We start from the raw sequence: 13,776 nt of genomic DNA on the forward strand, positions 1-13,776 counted from the left end.
CGGGCTTGCGCGGGCGGCACGGTCGACGCGCCGCCCGCGACAACGACCGCCCTTACTCGATCGCCTTGAGCGCATCCAGCCCGTCCGGCAGCTTCGCGTCCGGAAACTGCGTGGACAGCGTGGCGTCGCGCCACCGCGCCGCCTCTTCCGCGCGCTGTCGTTCCGCCTGCTCGCAGACGAACAGCGCATCGCCGCCGAGCAGCAGGCGCAGCGGCACGTCGTCGCGGCGCGACAGGTCGACGATCAGCGCCGCGATCCGCGCGGGATCGCCGATCTCGTGGCCGCCATACGCACCGAGCAGCTCGAGAATCTTGCCGACCGACGGCTGATAGTCGGGCAGCAGATCGTCGACGTCGCGCTTCGCCTGCGCGGCCCATTCGGTACGCATCCCGCCCGGTTCGAGCGTGCACACGCGCACGCCGAACGGCGCGACTTCCTTCGCGAGCACGTCGCTGAATCCGCCGACCGCCCACTTCGCGGCCTGATACGCGGACAACCCGGGCGTCGACGTCCGCCCGCCGACCGACGACACCTGGAAGATGTGCCCCGCGCGCTGCGCGCGCATCGTCGGCAGCACCGCGCGCGTCAGGTTGATCACGCCGAACAGGTTCGTTTCGACCTGATTGCGGAACGCGTCGGCGCCCATCTGCTCGAACGGCGCCGTATGGCCGTAGCCCGCGTTATTCACCAGCACGTCGATGCGGCCGAACGCGGCACGTGCCGCGGCGACGGCCTGCTCCGCCGCCGCTTCGTCGGTGACGTCGAGCGCGACCGGCAGTAAGCGGTCGCCATAACGTTCGGCCAGATCGGCCAGTCGCGCCGGGTCGCGTGCGCCGGCCACCAGTCGGTCGCCCGCCGCCAGCACGGCTTCCGAAATCGCGCGCCCGAGGCCGCGTGCGGCCCCCGTTACCATCCAGACTTTCGACATTTTTCCACTCCTTGATCGTGGTGAATCGATGAAAATGAATGATTACTCACTCATTAATATGGACGATGAAGCGATCCTTCATGACCTGCATCGCCCTGCCTGAAACGCCCCGCCCGTCGTCGCGGCACGCGCCGCGCCGACGTCCATGCTTGATTCACACCGTGTGCAACACGGCCCACATCGCGCGAAACCCCGCTTCCCGGTAGGCATCGGCCCGCGCCGGATCGCGTGCGATCGATTCCATCGCGGTGTCCGCGATCGACGTAAACAACGCCGAGCAGAACGCATGGGCTTCGTCGCGGCTCAGCCCGCCCGACGCGGCGACCTGTTCGCGCAGCAGCGCGCCGATCCCGCCGAAGCCTTCCGAGCCGGCCGCACGATGCGCGTCGTCGATGCGCCCGCTCACGCCCAACTGCTGCAGCGCACGCCGGCCGTCCGGATTCGCGACGCCCCACGACACATAGCCGTTCCACGCATGCCGCACCGCCTGCTCGGCCGGCGCGTGTTCCGGAAACCCGGTCATCATCGCCTCGCGAAGGCCGGCCTTCAGGCTCAGGTAGAGCGCGTTCAGCAACGCATCCTTGGTCTCGAAATAGGTGAACACCGTGCCTTCCGCCACGCCGGCCAGCCTGGCGATGCGCGCGGTCGTCGCGCTCGCGCCGTCCTCGGCGAGCGCGCGCGCGGCCGCGGCGAGGATGGCGTCGTGCTTGTCGGGACTGCGCGGTCGGGCCACAATCGATTCCTTTAATGAGTGAGCGCTCAATCATAATGGGGCGATCATGTGGAATGCAAGCCCTGTTACATCCGGGGGAACCCATACGCAATCCATCAAAACCGTGCACTATTAGCGTTTTCACGTACGGGTGCGTTCACGTATCGGCGCCCTGTGCCTCGATGTTCGTTCCACGCTCACCGTTTCAGACGCGAACCTCCCATGACGAATCAGCCTACCCAGACCGCGGCCGACCGGCCCGTTGACATGATCATCTTCGGCGGCGGCGGCGACCTGGCCGCCCGCAAGCTGTTGCCCGCGCTGTACATGGCGCACCTGCACTGCAACCTGCCGCCGGAGACGCGCATCATCGCGGTCGGCCGCCGCGACTGGGGAATCGACGGCTATCGCAAGTTCATGGACGAGCAGTCGCGCCCGTTCATCGACGAGAAGGCGTTCGACGCCGATGCGTGGAGCCGCTTCCTCGACCTGTTCAAGTACGTGCTGATCGACGTGAATGCGCCGGAAGACTACGCGCGGCTCGCCGAGGCGGCGCGCGGCGACGCGATCCGCGTGTTCTACCTGTCGACGTCGCCGGAGCTGTTCACGACGATCTGCGACAACCTGTCGGCCGCGCATCTCGTCGACAGGCACTCGCGCGTCGTCCTCGAAAAGCCGCTGGGCCACGATCTCGCGTCCGCGAAGGCGATCAACAACGCGGTCGGCAAGCACTTCGAGGAATCGCAGATCTACCGGATCGACCACTATCTCGGCAAGGAGACCGTGCAGAACCTGATGGTGCTGCGCTTCGGCAACCCGATCTTCGGGCCGCTGTGGCAGGCGCCGAACATCCGCAGCGTGCAGATCACGGTCGCGGAAACGGTCGGCGTCGGCAGCCGCGCGGGCTTCTACGACCATACCGGCGCGCTGCGCGACATGGTGCAGAACCACCTGCTGCAGCTGCTGTGCATCGTCGCGATGGAGCCGCCCGTGTCGCTCGACCCGGACGCGGTGCGCGACGAGAAGCTGAAGGTGCTGCGCTCGCTGCGGCCGATGTCGCTGTCGGACGTCGCGCGCGACACGGTGCGCGGCCAGTACACGGCCGGCGCGGTCGACGGCCAGCCGGTCAAGGGCTATCTCGAGGAAGACAACGTGCCGGCGGACAGCCGCGCGGAAACCTTCGTCGCGCTGCGCGCGCACATCAACAACTGGCGCTGGGCGAACGTGCCGTTCTTCCTGCGCACCGGCAAGCGGCTGCAGCGCCGCCAGTCGGAGATCGTGATCGAGTTCGCGGACATGCCGTTCTCGATCATCCCGACCGGCCCGCGCAATTACGGCAACCGCCTCGTGATCCAGTTGCAGCCGGAAGAGTCGATCCAGTTGCAGATGCTCGCGAAGGAACCGGGCAGCGGGATGAACATGGTGCCGGTGAGCCTGAACCTCGACCTGCAGCAGGCGATTCCGGAGCGGCGCGCGGAAGCGTACGAACGGCTACTGATCGACGTGATCCGCGGCCGCCTCACGCACTTCATGCGCCGCGACGAACTCGAAGCCGCCTGGTCGTGGGTCGAGCCGATCCTCGACGGCTGGAAGCAGCTCGGCGACCGGCCGCGCCTGTACACGGCCGGCACGTTCGGGCCCGCGGCTTCGTCGGCGCTGCTCGCGCGCGACGGGATGTCGTGGGCCGAGGAAGCGTAGAAAGCACAGCACGCGACGGCATGTCGGGGGCGCAAGCGCCGTCGGCATGCCGGATCACATCGGCGCGCCCGCCGCGCGCCGCCCGCCTCCGCGCCGTTCGCTTCGGCCGGAGAAAGTCCGCCGAGCTGTCCCGCGCGGGAACGGCGCCCGGCGGCAACGATACAGCCGCCCCCGGCTACACCGTCCCCATCCACGCCGCCTTGCGCCGTGCCGGCGCATCGCTGCCGCCGCTGCCGCCGCCCAGCACCTCGATCATGTAATCGACGAACGACGCGATCCGCGACGAAATCGCGGTATTCCGGTAATACACCGCGTTGATCGGCTGTTCGATCTCGAGCGTCTGGCGCGCGAGCACCTGCACGAGCCGCCCGGCCTCGCGATCTTGCGCGGTCATGAAATCCGACAGGCAGACGACACCCGCGCCCTCCAGCGCGAGCTGCCGCAACGTTTCGCCGCTCGACGAACAGATGTCCGGCTCGATGCGGCACGCTTCGCCGTCCGCGCCGAGGATCGGCCACACGTTCAGCGATTCGGGCTGCGTGAAGCCGAGCAGCGTGTGCTTGCCGAGATCCTCGACCTTGCGAGGCTGGCCGTGCGCTTCGAGATACGCGGGGCTCGCGAAGATGCGCAGCCGGCTGTTGCCGATCCGCCGGCTGTGCAGCGTCGAATCCTTCAGCCGGCCGATCCGGATCGCGACGTCGGTGCGCCGCTCCAGCAGGTCGATGATGCCCTCGTTGCTGTTCAGCTCCAGCTCGACCTTCGGGAAGCGTTCGCGATAGCCGCGGACGAGCGGCACGATCACGTGCAGCATGAACGGCGTCGCGGCGTCGACGCGCAATCGCCCGGACGGCATCTCGCGCCGCGCGAGCATCTGCTCTTCCGCCGTCTCGACCGATTCGATGATCGCGCGTGCGTCCTGCAGGAACGCGCGCCCTTCCTCGGTCAGTTCGAGCCGGCGCGTGGTCCGGCGCAGCAGGGTGGTCTTCAGCTTCTCCTCGAGCCGTGCGAGCGTGCGGCTCGTGGCCGACACGGTGAGGTCGAGCTGCTGGGCGGCGGCGGTGATCGAACCGGTGTCGACCACGGCGGCAAAGGCCTGGAGTTCGTCTAGGGTGATTTTCATTGTTGATTTGAAATCAAAACAATTTGGTTTATAGACGAGTTTTTCAGCAAAAGTAAAGCCGGCACACTGCGATCCATTCCTACTGAAACCCGGATCCCGTCATGCCACTCGCGTTGCTTGCGCTGACCATCAGCGCCTTTGCCATCGGCACCACCGAATTCGTGATCGTCGGGCTGATCCCGACGATCGGTGCCGATCTCGGCGTCAGCCTGCCGTCGGCCGGCCTGCTCGTCAGCCTCTATGCGCTGAGCGTCGCCATCGGCGCGCCGCTGCTCACCGCGCTCACCGGCCGCGTGCCGCGCAAGACGCTGCTCGCCGGGCTGATGGCGCTCTTCACCGTCGGCAACCTCGTCGCCTGGCAGGCGCCCAGCTACGAATCGCTGATCGTCGCGCGCATCCTCACCGGCCTCGCGCACGGCGTGTTCTTCTCGGTCGGCTCGATCATCGCGACCACGCTCGTGCCGAAGGAGAAGGCCGCCAGCGCGATCGCGACGATGTTCAGCGGCATGACCGTCGCGTTCGTCGCCGGCATTCCGCTCGGCACCTTCATCGGCCAGCACTTCGGCTGGCGCGCGACGTTCCTGATCGTCGCGCTGTTCGGCCTGGTCGCGTTCCTCGGCGCGGTGGCGTTCGTGCCGCGCGGGCTGCCGCAGACGCCGCCGGCGCCGCTCGCCCGCCAGCTGCGCGTGCTGGCCCAGCCGCGCCTGCTGCTCGTCTATGCGATGACGGCCGTCGGCTACGGCGGCTCGCTGATCGCGTTCACGTACATGGCGCCGCTGCTCGAGCAGATCGCCGGCTTCACGCCGTCGCAGGTCAGCCTCGTGCTCGTCGGCTACGGCGTGTCGGTCGCGGTCGGCAACGTGTGGGGCGGCAAGCTCGCGGATGCCGTCGGCCCCGTGAAGGCGCTCAAGCGGATCTTCCTGCTGCTCGCGATCGTGCTGCTCGCGCTGACCTTCACGATCCACGTGAAATGGCTCGCGGTGCTGACGATGCTCGCGTGGGGCGCGGTCGCGTTCGGCAACGTGCCGGGGCTGCAGGTGTACGTCGTCAAGCAGGCGCGCCACTTCGCGCCGGACGCCACCGACGTCGCATCGGGCTTCAACATCGCCGCCTTCAACCTCGGCGTGGCCGGCGGCTCGTCGCTGGGCGGCCTGATCGTCGCGAACGTCGGCCTCGGCCACACGCCGTGGATCGCCGCCGTCGTCACGCTCGGCGCGTTCGCGCTCACCGCATTGAGCGGCCGTCTCGACCGCAGCCACGGGCTGCCGGAACGCACGGCCGAACCCGTCGAACTCGCCCATTGAACGTCACCTATTCACAGGAGCCACCCGCATGAACGCATCGACCCGACGTCCGCCGTTCGCCGGCAAGACTTTCGAAGTCCGTTACGACGGCCTCACCGCGCTCAACGCATACGACGAGGACGGCCTCCACATGCGCTACGAGATCACCGAAGGCCCGTACGCGGGCGCGAAGGGTGAAGTCGAATACACGTGGCAACTCATCGCCGGCGAGGCCTACGCGATCTCGTGGCAGGAAGCCGATCGCGCCACCGTCGTGCACATCGACGATTTCGCCGCCGGCACGTCGCGCTCGTTCTTCACCGCGTCGTCGCTCGATTTCTACCGGCTCGACGGCAGCCTGCGCGCGGTCTGAACGGACGGAGCCCCCAATCATGCCCACTTCACTCGACAGGCTCGCCGACGGCGGCTTCAGCATCGGCATCGAACTGCCGCTCGACAACGACTGGACCCCGTCCGGCAACGCGAAACGCCGGCATGACGGCCGCCACCCCGGCGTGCCCGACCTCGACATCCACGCGGAACTCGCGCAACTGGCCGACACGCTCGGCTTCCGCGCACTCTGGGTGCGCGACGTGCCGGTGTACGACCCGTCGTTCGGCGACGCCGCGCAGGTGTTCGAAACGTTCTCGTATCTCGGCTACCTCGCCGGGATCACGCACGACATCCTGCTCGGCACGGCGGCCGTCGTGCTGCCGCTACGCGAACCGCTGCTGACGCTGAAATCGGCCGCGACGATCCAGGAACTGAGCGGCGGCCGCCTGATGCTCGGCGTCGCGAGCGGCGACCGTCCGGTCGAATATCCGCTGTTCGGCCGCGACTTCGCGTCGCGCGGCGCGAATTTCCGCGACCAGGTCGCGCTGCTGCGCGACGGCGCGCGCGGGCATCTGCCGCCGGGCCTCGAGGTGCTGCCGGCCGCGCGCTCGCCGGTGCCGCTGCTCGTCGCGGGTCTCGCGCAGCAAACGCCCGCGTGGATCGGCGAGCACATGGACGGCTGCCTCGCGTATCCGGGCACGCCGGCCGATCACCTGCAGCGCGCCGCGAACTGGCGCGCGGTGGCCGGCGACAAACCGTACGTGAGCTTCATCCACCTCGACCTCGCGGAAGATCCGCACGAGCCGCTGCAGCGGCACCGCTTCGGCGCCCGCGCCGGACGCATCGCGCTGACGGAAGAACTCGCGGCGATGCGCGACGCGGGCGTACGGCACATCGGCCTGCATTTCCGCCGCAACTGCCGCCCGCTCGACGAGACGATGGCCGAGATCGCGGCGGACGTGCTGCCGATATTCCACGCGAATACGAAGGCAAACGCGCAGACGCGCGCCGCATAAGGCCGGCAACGGCCTCGAGCGAGCCCGCCGCACGACCGATATTTGAATTCAAATCAAATATTTTTGACCTCTAAAGGCGTTTATCTCATCAGTATCAAGCGCCAGAATGACTTCCATACCGCAACCGTTCCACCCCTTTCAGGAGCACTTGATGAGCAACATTCCCGCATTCGGCCTCGGTACGTTCCGCCTGCAAGGCCAGGTGGTCATCGACTCGGTGCGTAACGGCCTCGAAGTGGGTTACCGCGCGATCGACACCGCGCAGATCTACGGCAACGAAGCCGAAGTCGGCGAAGCGATCGCCGCGTCGGGCGTGCGCCGCGAAGACCTGTTCCTCACGACGAAGATCTGGGTCGACAACTACGCACCGGAAAAGCTCGTCGCGAGCCTCGAGGAAAGCCTGCGCAAGCTGCGCACCGACTATGTCGACCTGACGCTGATCCACTGGCCGGCCCCGGACAACGGCGTGTCGATCCAGGCGTTCATGACCGCGCTGGCCGACGCGAAGGCGAAGGGCCTCACGCGCCAGATCGGCATCTCGAACTTCAACATCGAACTGACGAAGGAAGCGATCGCGGCCGTCGGCAAGGATGCGATCGCGACGAACCAGATCGAACTGAGCCCGTACCTGCAGAACCGCAAGCTCGTCGAGTTCCTGCACGCCGAAGGCATCCACGTGACGTCGTACATGACGCTCGCGTACGGCAAGGTGCTCGGCGACCCGGTGATCGGCGCGATCGCACAGCGTCACGACGCGACGCCGGCACAGGTCGCACTCGCGTGGGCGCTGCAGCTCGGCTACTCGGTGATTCCGTCGTCGACGAAGCGCGAGAACCTCGCGAGCAACCTGCTCGCGCAGACGCTGCGCCTGACCGACGAAGACATGGCGCAGATCGCCGCGCTGGAGCGCAACGGCCGCGAAGTCGACCCTGCCGGCCTCGCGCCGAAGTGGGACTAAACGCACCGCTCTCTCGATCGAATCGTCCGCGGCCAGCCGGCCGCGGCCCCGACAGGACTCCATCATGACCCAGGACCCGCTTTTCCAACCGCTGCAATTCGGCGCGCTGACGCTGCCGAACCGCATCGTGATGCCGCCGATGACGCGTTCGCGCGCCAGCCAGCCCGGCGACGAAGCCAACGAACTGATGGCCGCGTATTACGCGCAGCGCGCGAGTGCGGGCCTGATCGTCAGCGAAGGCACCTACATCGCGCCGCTCGGCAAGGGCTACGCATGGACGCCCGGCATTCACACGCCGTCGCAGGTCGCCGGCTGGCGCAAGGTGACGGACGCCGTGCATGCCGCGCACGGCCGCATCTTCGCGCAGCTGTGGCACGTCGGCCGCCTGAGCCACACGAGCCTGCTCGGCGGCGCGCAACCCGTATCGTCGTCGCCGCTCCAGGCGAAGGGCGTGAACGTGTTCATCGCCGGTGAGGACGGCAGCACGCCGGGCTTCGTGCAGGCATCCGAGCCGCGCGCGCTGTCCGTCGACGAAATCCGCGAGATCGTCGACCAGTACCGCACCGCCGCGCGCCACGCGATCGAAGCCGGCTTCGACGGCGTCGAGCTGCACGGCGCGAATGGCTACCTCGTCAACCAGTTCATCGATTCGAATGCGAACACGCGTACCGACCAATACGGCGGCTCGCTGGAGAACCGGCTGCGCTTCCTGCGTGAAGTCACGCAGGCGCTGATCGAAGGCACCGGCGACGCGTCGCGCGTCGGCATCCGCCTCGCGCCGCTGACCACGTTGAACGGCTGCGTCGACGACGATCCGGAAACGACCTACCTCGCCGCCGCGAAGCTGCTCGGCGAGCTCGGCGTCGGCTACCTGCACATCGCGGAAGCCGACTGGGACGACGCGCCGCTGATGCCGGTCGCATTCAAGCAGCAGCTCCGCGCCGCGTACCCGGGCGTGCTGATCTACGCCGGCGCGTACACCGCCGAGCGCGCACGCGAAGCGATCGCCGCCGGCTGGGCAGACCTCGTCGCGTTCGGCCGCCCGTTCGTCGCGAACCCCGACCTGCCCGAACGCCTGCGCACCGGCGCCGCGCTCGCGCCGCACGACCGCAACACGCTGTTCGGCGGCGGTGCCCAGGGCCTGACCGACTACCCGACGCTCGCGCAAGCCGCGGCGTAACGATTCACCGCAGTCCGGCATGAAAGCAACGCTCGCCCGGCTCGCGTTCGGCGCGATCCTGCCGTTCGCGGCGGCCCGGGCGGCGCACGCCGCGCCGGCCGCACCCGCGGCCGACCGGTATCCGTCCGTCCAGGGCGCGAACGACGCGTTCGGCGGCGACACGTGAGTGGGCGTCGGAGGTCTATCCGAATCCGCAAACGCAGGATGAATTCCCGATCGACCAGTACATGCGCGCGAAGCGCGGCATCTGCAACCTGGAGCGGATCGACAGCCGCGCGCTGGTGCGCGACAAGGCGCGGGAATTCCCGTTCGTGCTCGGCCAGCCGCTGTACGTCGGCTCCACGCAGGTCAACATCAACCCGGTTGCGATCCGCCGATCGCCCCTCCCCCCCCGACCATCGCGGCCGCTAGCGCCGCGATCGTCATTTCCGGGTTGCAGCCTGCGCCATCGGCGTCTAGTGTTGACGAGATCGACTTCACACGACCGTCACCCGACCTGAGAGGACGCTCCGCCATGCCCAGCCGTTCCCCGACACGCGACATGCTGCTGGCCCTCGCGGCCAGTCTCTATTGCGCGGCGTTCACCGCGCCCGCGCATGCCGACGAGGCCGCCGGCCTCGCGCCGCCCGAGCCGGCCACGCCGGTGCTGTCGACCACCGCGAGCGGCATGCAGGTCTATGCATGCGAATACGACGCCGGGCACCGGCTCGCGTGGGCATTCCAGTACCCCGAAGCACTGCTGTTCGATGCCGGCGGCACGCTCGTCGTCCGGCACGGCGCGGGCCCGTCGTGGGAGGCACTCGACGGCAGCCGCATCACCGGCAAGAAGCTCGCGGAAGCGCCGGGCACACACCCGGGCAGCGTTCCTCAACTGCTGCTCGCGGCCACGCCGGCCGCAACCGGCACGCTTGCCGGCGTGCGCTTCGTGCAGCGGCTCGACACGGCGGGCGGCACCCCGCCGGCCGCGACGTGCACGACCGAGCATGCGGTCGGACGCTTTCCTTACTTCGCGCGTTATGTGTTCCTGAAGTGAAGTGACGTGACGTGAGGTAACGCCCGGCGCCGCCGGCACCGGGCATCTTCCCGCTTCCTGCCGCCACGCCGCCACGTCACCATTCATTCAGTTTTCCTGTCTTTCATGCGCACAAGCGTGACAGCGTCGCCCCCCGCGTTACGCCCGTTCAGCGTATCCGCATCGACAACTCGACTTCGCCGCCGAACGGCACCGACAGATAGCCGTTTTCCGGCGCGCGCACGTACGCAAGGTAGTCGGGGCTGTATTCCGCGTTGTCGGCCACGACGAACGCCCCCGCCTCGAGGTGAGGTTCGACCAGCGCCAGAATCTCGGGATACAGCCCTTTCGCGCCGTCGAGCAGCAACAGGTCGACCGAATCCGGAAGATCGGCGGCCAGCGTGCGCAGCGCATCGCCTTCGCGAATCTCCACGAGATCGGCGAGCCCGGCCGCCGCCAGGTTCGCCCTCGCGCGCGCGACCTTCGACGGTTCGAACTCGCTCGTGATCAGGCGGCCACCGCCGTTGTCACGCAGCGCGGCCGCGAGATGCAGCGTCGAAATGCCGAACGACGTGCCGAATTCGACGATCGCCCGCGCGCCGCCGCTGCGCGCGAGCATGTACAGCAGCGTGCCCGTCTCGCGCGACACGGGAAGCGGATAGTCCTTCAGGCGCGCATACAGATCGGTGTAGTCCGTCTTGCTGCGCATCAGCCGCGCCTGTTCGTCGCGCGACACGTCGGCAAAGGCCGGGCTCGTCGCGGGCGACGACGCCTCGGCTTCGTCGAACAGGCGCGCGAGCAGCGACGCCAGCGGGTCGTGAATCAGGGTGGTCATGCGGATCTCCAGTGTCAGGTTGAGTGCGTCAGTGCGCCCGACTAGAATATGACGAACTATTCAGGTTTTACTATTCGCATTGGCCAACCGCCCATGACCGACCGTCGAAATGCCCCGATTGCCACGCGCAAGCTGCCTCGGCAGGCGCGCTCGACCCGTCTCGTCGAAGACGTCCTCCAGGCTGCTGTTCAGGTTTTGGCGACCGAAGGCGCGCAGCGCTTCACGATGGCGCGCGTCGCCGAGCGCGCCGGCGTGAGCGTCGGCTCGCTGTACCAGTACTTCCCGAACAAGGCGTCGGTGCTGTTCCGGCTGCAGCACGACGAATGGCGGCAGACGTCCGACATGCTGTGCCGAATACTGCAGGACACGCAGAAGACGCCGCCCGAGCGACTGCGCACGGCCGTCCATGCGTTCATCCAGTCGGAATGCGACGAGGCGGGCATGCGCATCGCGCTCGACGACGCCGCACCGCTCTATCGCGACGCGCCCGAAGCACAGGAAGTGAGAGCCGAAGGCAACCGGGTCTTCAGCGCATTCATGCGCGAAGCGTTGCCCGGCGTGCCCGACACCACGCATGCGCTCGCCTGCGAGCTGATCAAGACAACGCTCACGTCGGGCGGCAAGGCGTTCTCCGAAACCGCGCGCACGCCGGCGGAAATCGACGCCTATTCGACCGCGATGGCCGACATGTTCTGCGCGTACCTCGCGCATCTCGCACGCGACTGACGCGACCCAAGCGATTGACGCGACCGGCGCGACCGAAGCGACGAGGGCCGGAACGCGCTAGCGCAAGCCGCGTGCGGCACCGGTATCATCCGGGTGCCGCTTGTACACGGCCGCGCACCGCACCGCATCGCGTCGCGCGCCGCCGTTTTCATGCGCGTGCACCGCCTCGATGAAAGATATTCGTAATATTCAATGCCTCACCCGCTCCCGCCCTGCCCGTCGACCCCGCATTCAAATAGTCGCCTTAACGGATTCGAACTAGGCGTATACACGCGTGTCGTCGCGACGGAGCCCGGTTGCACGCCGATATAAGCGCTGCGACATGCGCTGCATGCACTTCCCCCGATGGGACGTGATGGGCCGCTCGCCTAACCTTCGCTACGGCAAAGCACACGTGACGGGGTCGACCACACCACGCGTCGTCCGACGCGACACCCTCGCGATCGTTTCGATTCGCACGTAACGACACGCATCACGCGTCATTCGTCCCCACGACGTTGCCGACAAATCCCAACTAGATACGAGACACCCTGACGACGGTTCGCTACGGGCCGTTTCAGCATGCTGATAAAGGAGCAAGCTCATGAGTGATACCCCGGTGCAGCCGACGGTCGACGTCGGCGCGGCAGAATCTGACTTTGGCACCCAGGGAGTCATCGACCGGTACTTCGGCATTTCGTCGCGCGGCAGCACGCAACGCACCGAGATCGTCGCCGGCGTCACCACCTTCCTCGCGATGGTCTATTCCGTGTTCGTCGTGCCCGGCATGTTCGGCAAGGCCGGCTTCGACACGAGCGCGGTGTTCGTCGCGGTCTGCCTCACGACCGCGTTCGGCTCGCTGCTGATGGGCCTGTGGGCGAAGCTGCCGATCGCGATCGGCTGCGCGATCTCGCTGACCGCGTTCACCGCGTTCGGCCTCGTGCTCGGCAAGGGGCTGCATCCGACGGTCGCGCTCGGCGCCGTGTTCCTGATGGGCCTCGTGTTCACCGGCATCTCGGTGACCGGCGTGCGCTCGTGGATCCTGCGCAACCTGCCCGCGGGCGTCGCGCACGGCACCGGGATCGGCATCGGCCTGTTCCTGCTGCTGATCGCGTCGAACGACGTCGGCCTCGTGATCAAGAACCCGGGCGCCGGCCTGCCGGTCTCGCTCGGCCAGATCACCGCCCTCCCGGTGATCATGTCCGTCGTCGGCCTCGCCGCGATCTTCGGCCTCGAGAAGCGTCGCGTGCCGGGCGGCATCCTGCTCGTCGTGATCGCGATCTCGATCTTCGGGCTGATCTTCGATCCCGCCGTGAAGTACCACGGCGTCTTCGCGCTGCCGTCGCTGAGCGCACCGGGCCATGCATCGCTGATCGGCGCGATGGACATCAAGGGCGCGCTGTCAATGGCCGTGCTGCCGAGCGTGCTGGCGCTGGTGATGACCGCCGTGTTCGACGCGACCGGCACGATCCGCGCGGTCGCGGGCCAGGCCGGCCAGCTCGACGAGAACGGCCGCATCATCAACGGCGGCCGCGCGCTGACCGCCGATTCGATCAGCTCGATCTTCTCCGGTTTCCTCGGCGGCGCGCCGGCGGCGGCCTACATCGAGTCGAGCGTCGGCGTGGCCGCCGGTGCGAAGACGGGCCTCGCGGCCGCCGTGGTCGGCCTGCTGTTCCTCGTCGTGATGTTCTTCTCGCCACTCGCGGGCCTCGTGCCGTCGTACGCCACCGCACCCGCGCTGATGTACGTCGGCCTGCTGATGCTCGGCAGCGTGAGCAAGCTGCACATGGACGACATGGTCGACGCGATGTCGGGCCTCGTGTGCGCGGTGTTCATCGTGCTGACCGCGAACATCGTGACGGGCATCATGCTCGGCTTCTCGACGCTCGTGATCGGCCGCATCGCCAGCGGCGAATTCCGCAAGCTGAACGTCGGCACCGTGCTGATCGCGGCCGTGCTCGTCACGTTCTATCTCGGCGGCTGGGCGATCTGACCG

Annotated in this window: 13 protein-coding genes and 1 pseudogene; 10 read left to right on the top strand and 4 right to left on the bottom strand. The window is 67.8% G+C overall.

Going from position 1 to position 13,776, the window contains the following annotated elements; translation table 11 throughout:
* Positions 1-52: 52 nt before the first annotated feature.
* Together AB3K92_RS06440 and AB3K92_RS06445 are read right to left on the bottom strand one after the other, a co-directional pair.
* The gene (locus AB3K92_RS06440; RefSeq protein WP_175850229.1) at positions 53-928 is read right to left on the bottom strand and encodes an SDR family NAD(P)-dependent oxidoreductase; all 876 of its coding nucleotides are present in this window, start codon (positions 926-928) and stop codon (positions 53-55) included.
* Between the two features lie 154 nt (positions 929-1,082).
* A complete protein-coding gene (locus AB3K92_RS06445; RefSeq protein WP_059487482.1) occupies positions 1,083-1,661 on the bottom strand; it encodes a TetR/AcrR family transcriptional regulator in 579 nt (192 codons plus the stop codon).
* 201 nt (positions 1,662-1,862) lie between these two features.
* Here AB3K92_RS06445 and zwf point away from each other — a divergent pair, with 201 nt between their 5' ends.
* The gene (gene zwf, locus AB3K92_RS06450; protein WP_042972725.1) at positions 1,863-3,338 is read left to right on the top strand and encodes a glucose-6-phosphate dehydrogenase; all 1,476 of its coding nucleotides are present in this window, start codon (positions 1,863-1,865) and stop codon (positions 3,336-3,338) included.
* Between the two features lie 175 nt (positions 3,339-3,513).
* On the opposite strand, the gene AB3K92_RS06455 is transcribed toward zwf, so the two are convergent.
* On the bottom strand, positions 3,514-4,458 hold the full coding sequence (locus AB3K92_RS06455; protein WP_059487484.1) for a LysR family transcriptional regulator: 945 nt from the start codon (positions 4,456-4,458) through the stop codon (positions 3,514-3,516).
* 101 nt (positions 4,459-4,559) lie between these two features.
* Here AB3K92_RS06455 and AB3K92_RS06460 point away from each other — a divergent pair, with 101 nt between their 5' ends.
* From AB3K92_RS06460 to AB3K92_RS06490, 7 genes and pseudogenes are all read left to right on the top strand, one after another.
* Positions 4,560-5,762, top strand: a complete 1,203-nt coding sequence (locus tag AB3K92_RS06460; RefSeq protein ID WP_059487487.1) for an MFS transporter — start codon at positions 4,560-4,562, stop codon at positions 5,760-5,762.
* A gap of 28 nt (positions 5,763-5,790) precedes the next feature.
* The gene (locus tag AB3K92_RS06465) at positions 5,791-6,114 is read left to right on the top strand and encodes a hypothetical protein (RefSeq protein ID WP_048023473.1); all 324 of its coding nucleotides are present in this window, start codon (positions 5,791-5,793) and stop codon (positions 6,112-6,114) included.
* Positions 6,115-6,133: 19 nt separating this feature from the next.
* Positions 6,134-7,090, top strand: coding sequence for an LLM class oxidoreductase (locus AB3K92_RS06470; protein ID WP_369464691.1), 957 nt, complete (start codon positions 6,134-6,136; stop codon positions 7,088-7,090).
* Positions 7,091-7,241: 151 nt separating this feature from the next.
* Positions 7,242-8,048 (top strand): 2,5-didehydrogluconate reductase DkgB, encoded by an 807-nt coding sequence (gene dkgB, locus AB3K92_RS06475; RefSeq protein ID WP_060218872.1) that lies wholly within the window; start codon positions 7,242-7,244, stop codon positions 8,046-8,048.
* A gap of 64 nt (positions 8,049-8,112) precedes the next feature.
* The gene (locus AB3K92_RS06480) at positions 8,113-9,228 is read left to right on the top strand and encodes an alkene reductase (protein ID WP_059496306.1); all 1,116 of its coding nucleotides are present in this window, start codon (positions 8,113-8,115) and stop codon (positions 9,226-9,228) included.
* Positions 9,229-9,343: 115 nt separating this feature from the next.
* Positions 9,344-9,602: pseudogene (locus AB3K92_RS06485) on the top strand (hypothetical protein); the annotation flags it as partial.
* 140 nt (positions 9,603-9,742) lie between these two features.
* Positions 9,743-10,261, top strand: a complete 519-nt coding sequence (locus tag AB3K92_RS06490) for a DUF3455 domain-containing protein (protein ID WP_059621779.1) — start codon at positions 9,743-9,745, stop codon at positions 10,259-10,261.
* A gap of 148 nt (positions 10,262-10,409) precedes the next feature.
* Here the strand turns inward: AB3K92_RS06490 and AB3K92_RS06495 are convergent, their stop codons facing one another.
* A complete protein-coding gene (locus tag AB3K92_RS06495; RefSeq protein ID WP_369464692.1) occupies positions 10,410-11,075 on the bottom strand; it encodes an O-methyltransferase in 666 nt (221 codons plus the stop codon).
* A gap of 48 nt (positions 11,076-11,123) precedes the next feature.
* Between AB3K92_RS06495 and AB3K92_RS06500 the strand changes: the two genes are divergently transcribed.
* On the top strand, positions 11,124-11,801 hold the full coding sequence (locus AB3K92_RS06500; protein ID WP_059487496.1) for a TetR family transcriptional regulator: 678 nt from the start codon (positions 11,124-11,126) through the stop codon (positions 11,799-11,801).
* A gap of 583 nt (positions 11,802-12,384) precedes the next feature.
* Positions 12,385-13,773, top strand: coding sequence for an NCS2 family permease (locus AB3K92_RS06505; RefSeq protein WP_021156467.1), 1,389 nt, complete (start codon positions 12,385-12,387; stop codon positions 13,771-13,773).
* Positions 13,774-13,776: the final 3 nt, after the last annotated feature.

Source organism: Burkholderia sp. Bmkn7 (genome assembly GCF_041103175.1).
GTDB lineage: Bacteria > Pseudomonadota > Gammaproteobacteria > Burkholderiales > Burkholderiaceae > Burkholderia > Burkholderia cepacia.

What these genes read in the sequence shown, in the direction of transcription:
- AB3K92_RS06500 (WP_059487496.1), top strand. Translation starts at nt 11,124, where the DNA reads ATGACGAACTATTCAGGTTTTACTATTCGCATTGGCCAACCGCCCATG.
- AB3K92_RS06480 (WP_059496306.1), top strand. Translation starts at nt 8,113, where the DNA reads ATGACCCAGGACCCGCTTTTCCAACCGCTGCAATTCGGCGCGCTGACG.
- zwf (WP_042972725.1), top strand. Translation starts at nt 1,863, where the DNA reads ATGACGAATCAGCCTACCCAGACCGCGGCCGACCGGCCCGTTGACATG.
- AB3K92_RS06465 (WP_048023473.1), top strand. Translation starts at nt 5,791, where the DNA reads ATGAACGCATCGACCCGACGTCCGCCGTTCGCCGGCAAGACTTTCGAA.
- dkgB (WP_060218872.1), top strand. Translation starts at nt 7,242, where the DNA reads ATGAGCAACATTCCCGCATTCGGCCTCGGTACGTTCCGCCTGCAAGGC.
- AB3K92_RS06440 (WP_175850229.1), bottom strand. Translation starts at nt 928, where the DNA reads ATGTCGAAAGTCTGGATGGTAACGGGGGCCGCACGCGGCCTCGGGCGC.
- AB3K92_RS06470 (WP_369464691.1), top strand. Translation starts at nt 6,134, where the DNA reads ATGCCCACTTCACTCGACAGGCTCGCCGACGGCGGCTTCAGCATCGGC.
- AB3K92_RS06505 (WP_021156467.1), top strand. Translation starts at nt 12,385, where the DNA reads ATGAGTGATACCCCGGTGCAGCCGACGGTCGACGTCGGCGCGGCAGAA.
- AB3K92_RS06495 (WP_369464692.1), bottom strand. Translation starts at nt 11,075, where the DNA reads ATGACCACCCTGATTCACGACCCGCTGGCGTCGCTGCTCGCGCGCCTG.
- AB3K92_RS06460 (WP_059487487.1), top strand. Translation starts at nt 4,560, where the DNA reads ATGCCACTCGCGTTGCTTGCGCTGACCATCAGCGCCTTTGCCATCGGC.
- AB3K92_RS06455 (WP_059487484.1), bottom strand. Translation starts at nt 4,458, where the DNA reads ATGAAAATCACCCTAGACGAACTCCAGGCCTTTGCCGCCGTGGTCGAC.
- AB3K92_RS06490 (WP_059621779.1), top strand. Translation starts at nt 9,743, where the DNA reads ATGCCCAGCCGTTCCCCGACACGCGACATGCTGCTGGCCCTCGCGGCC.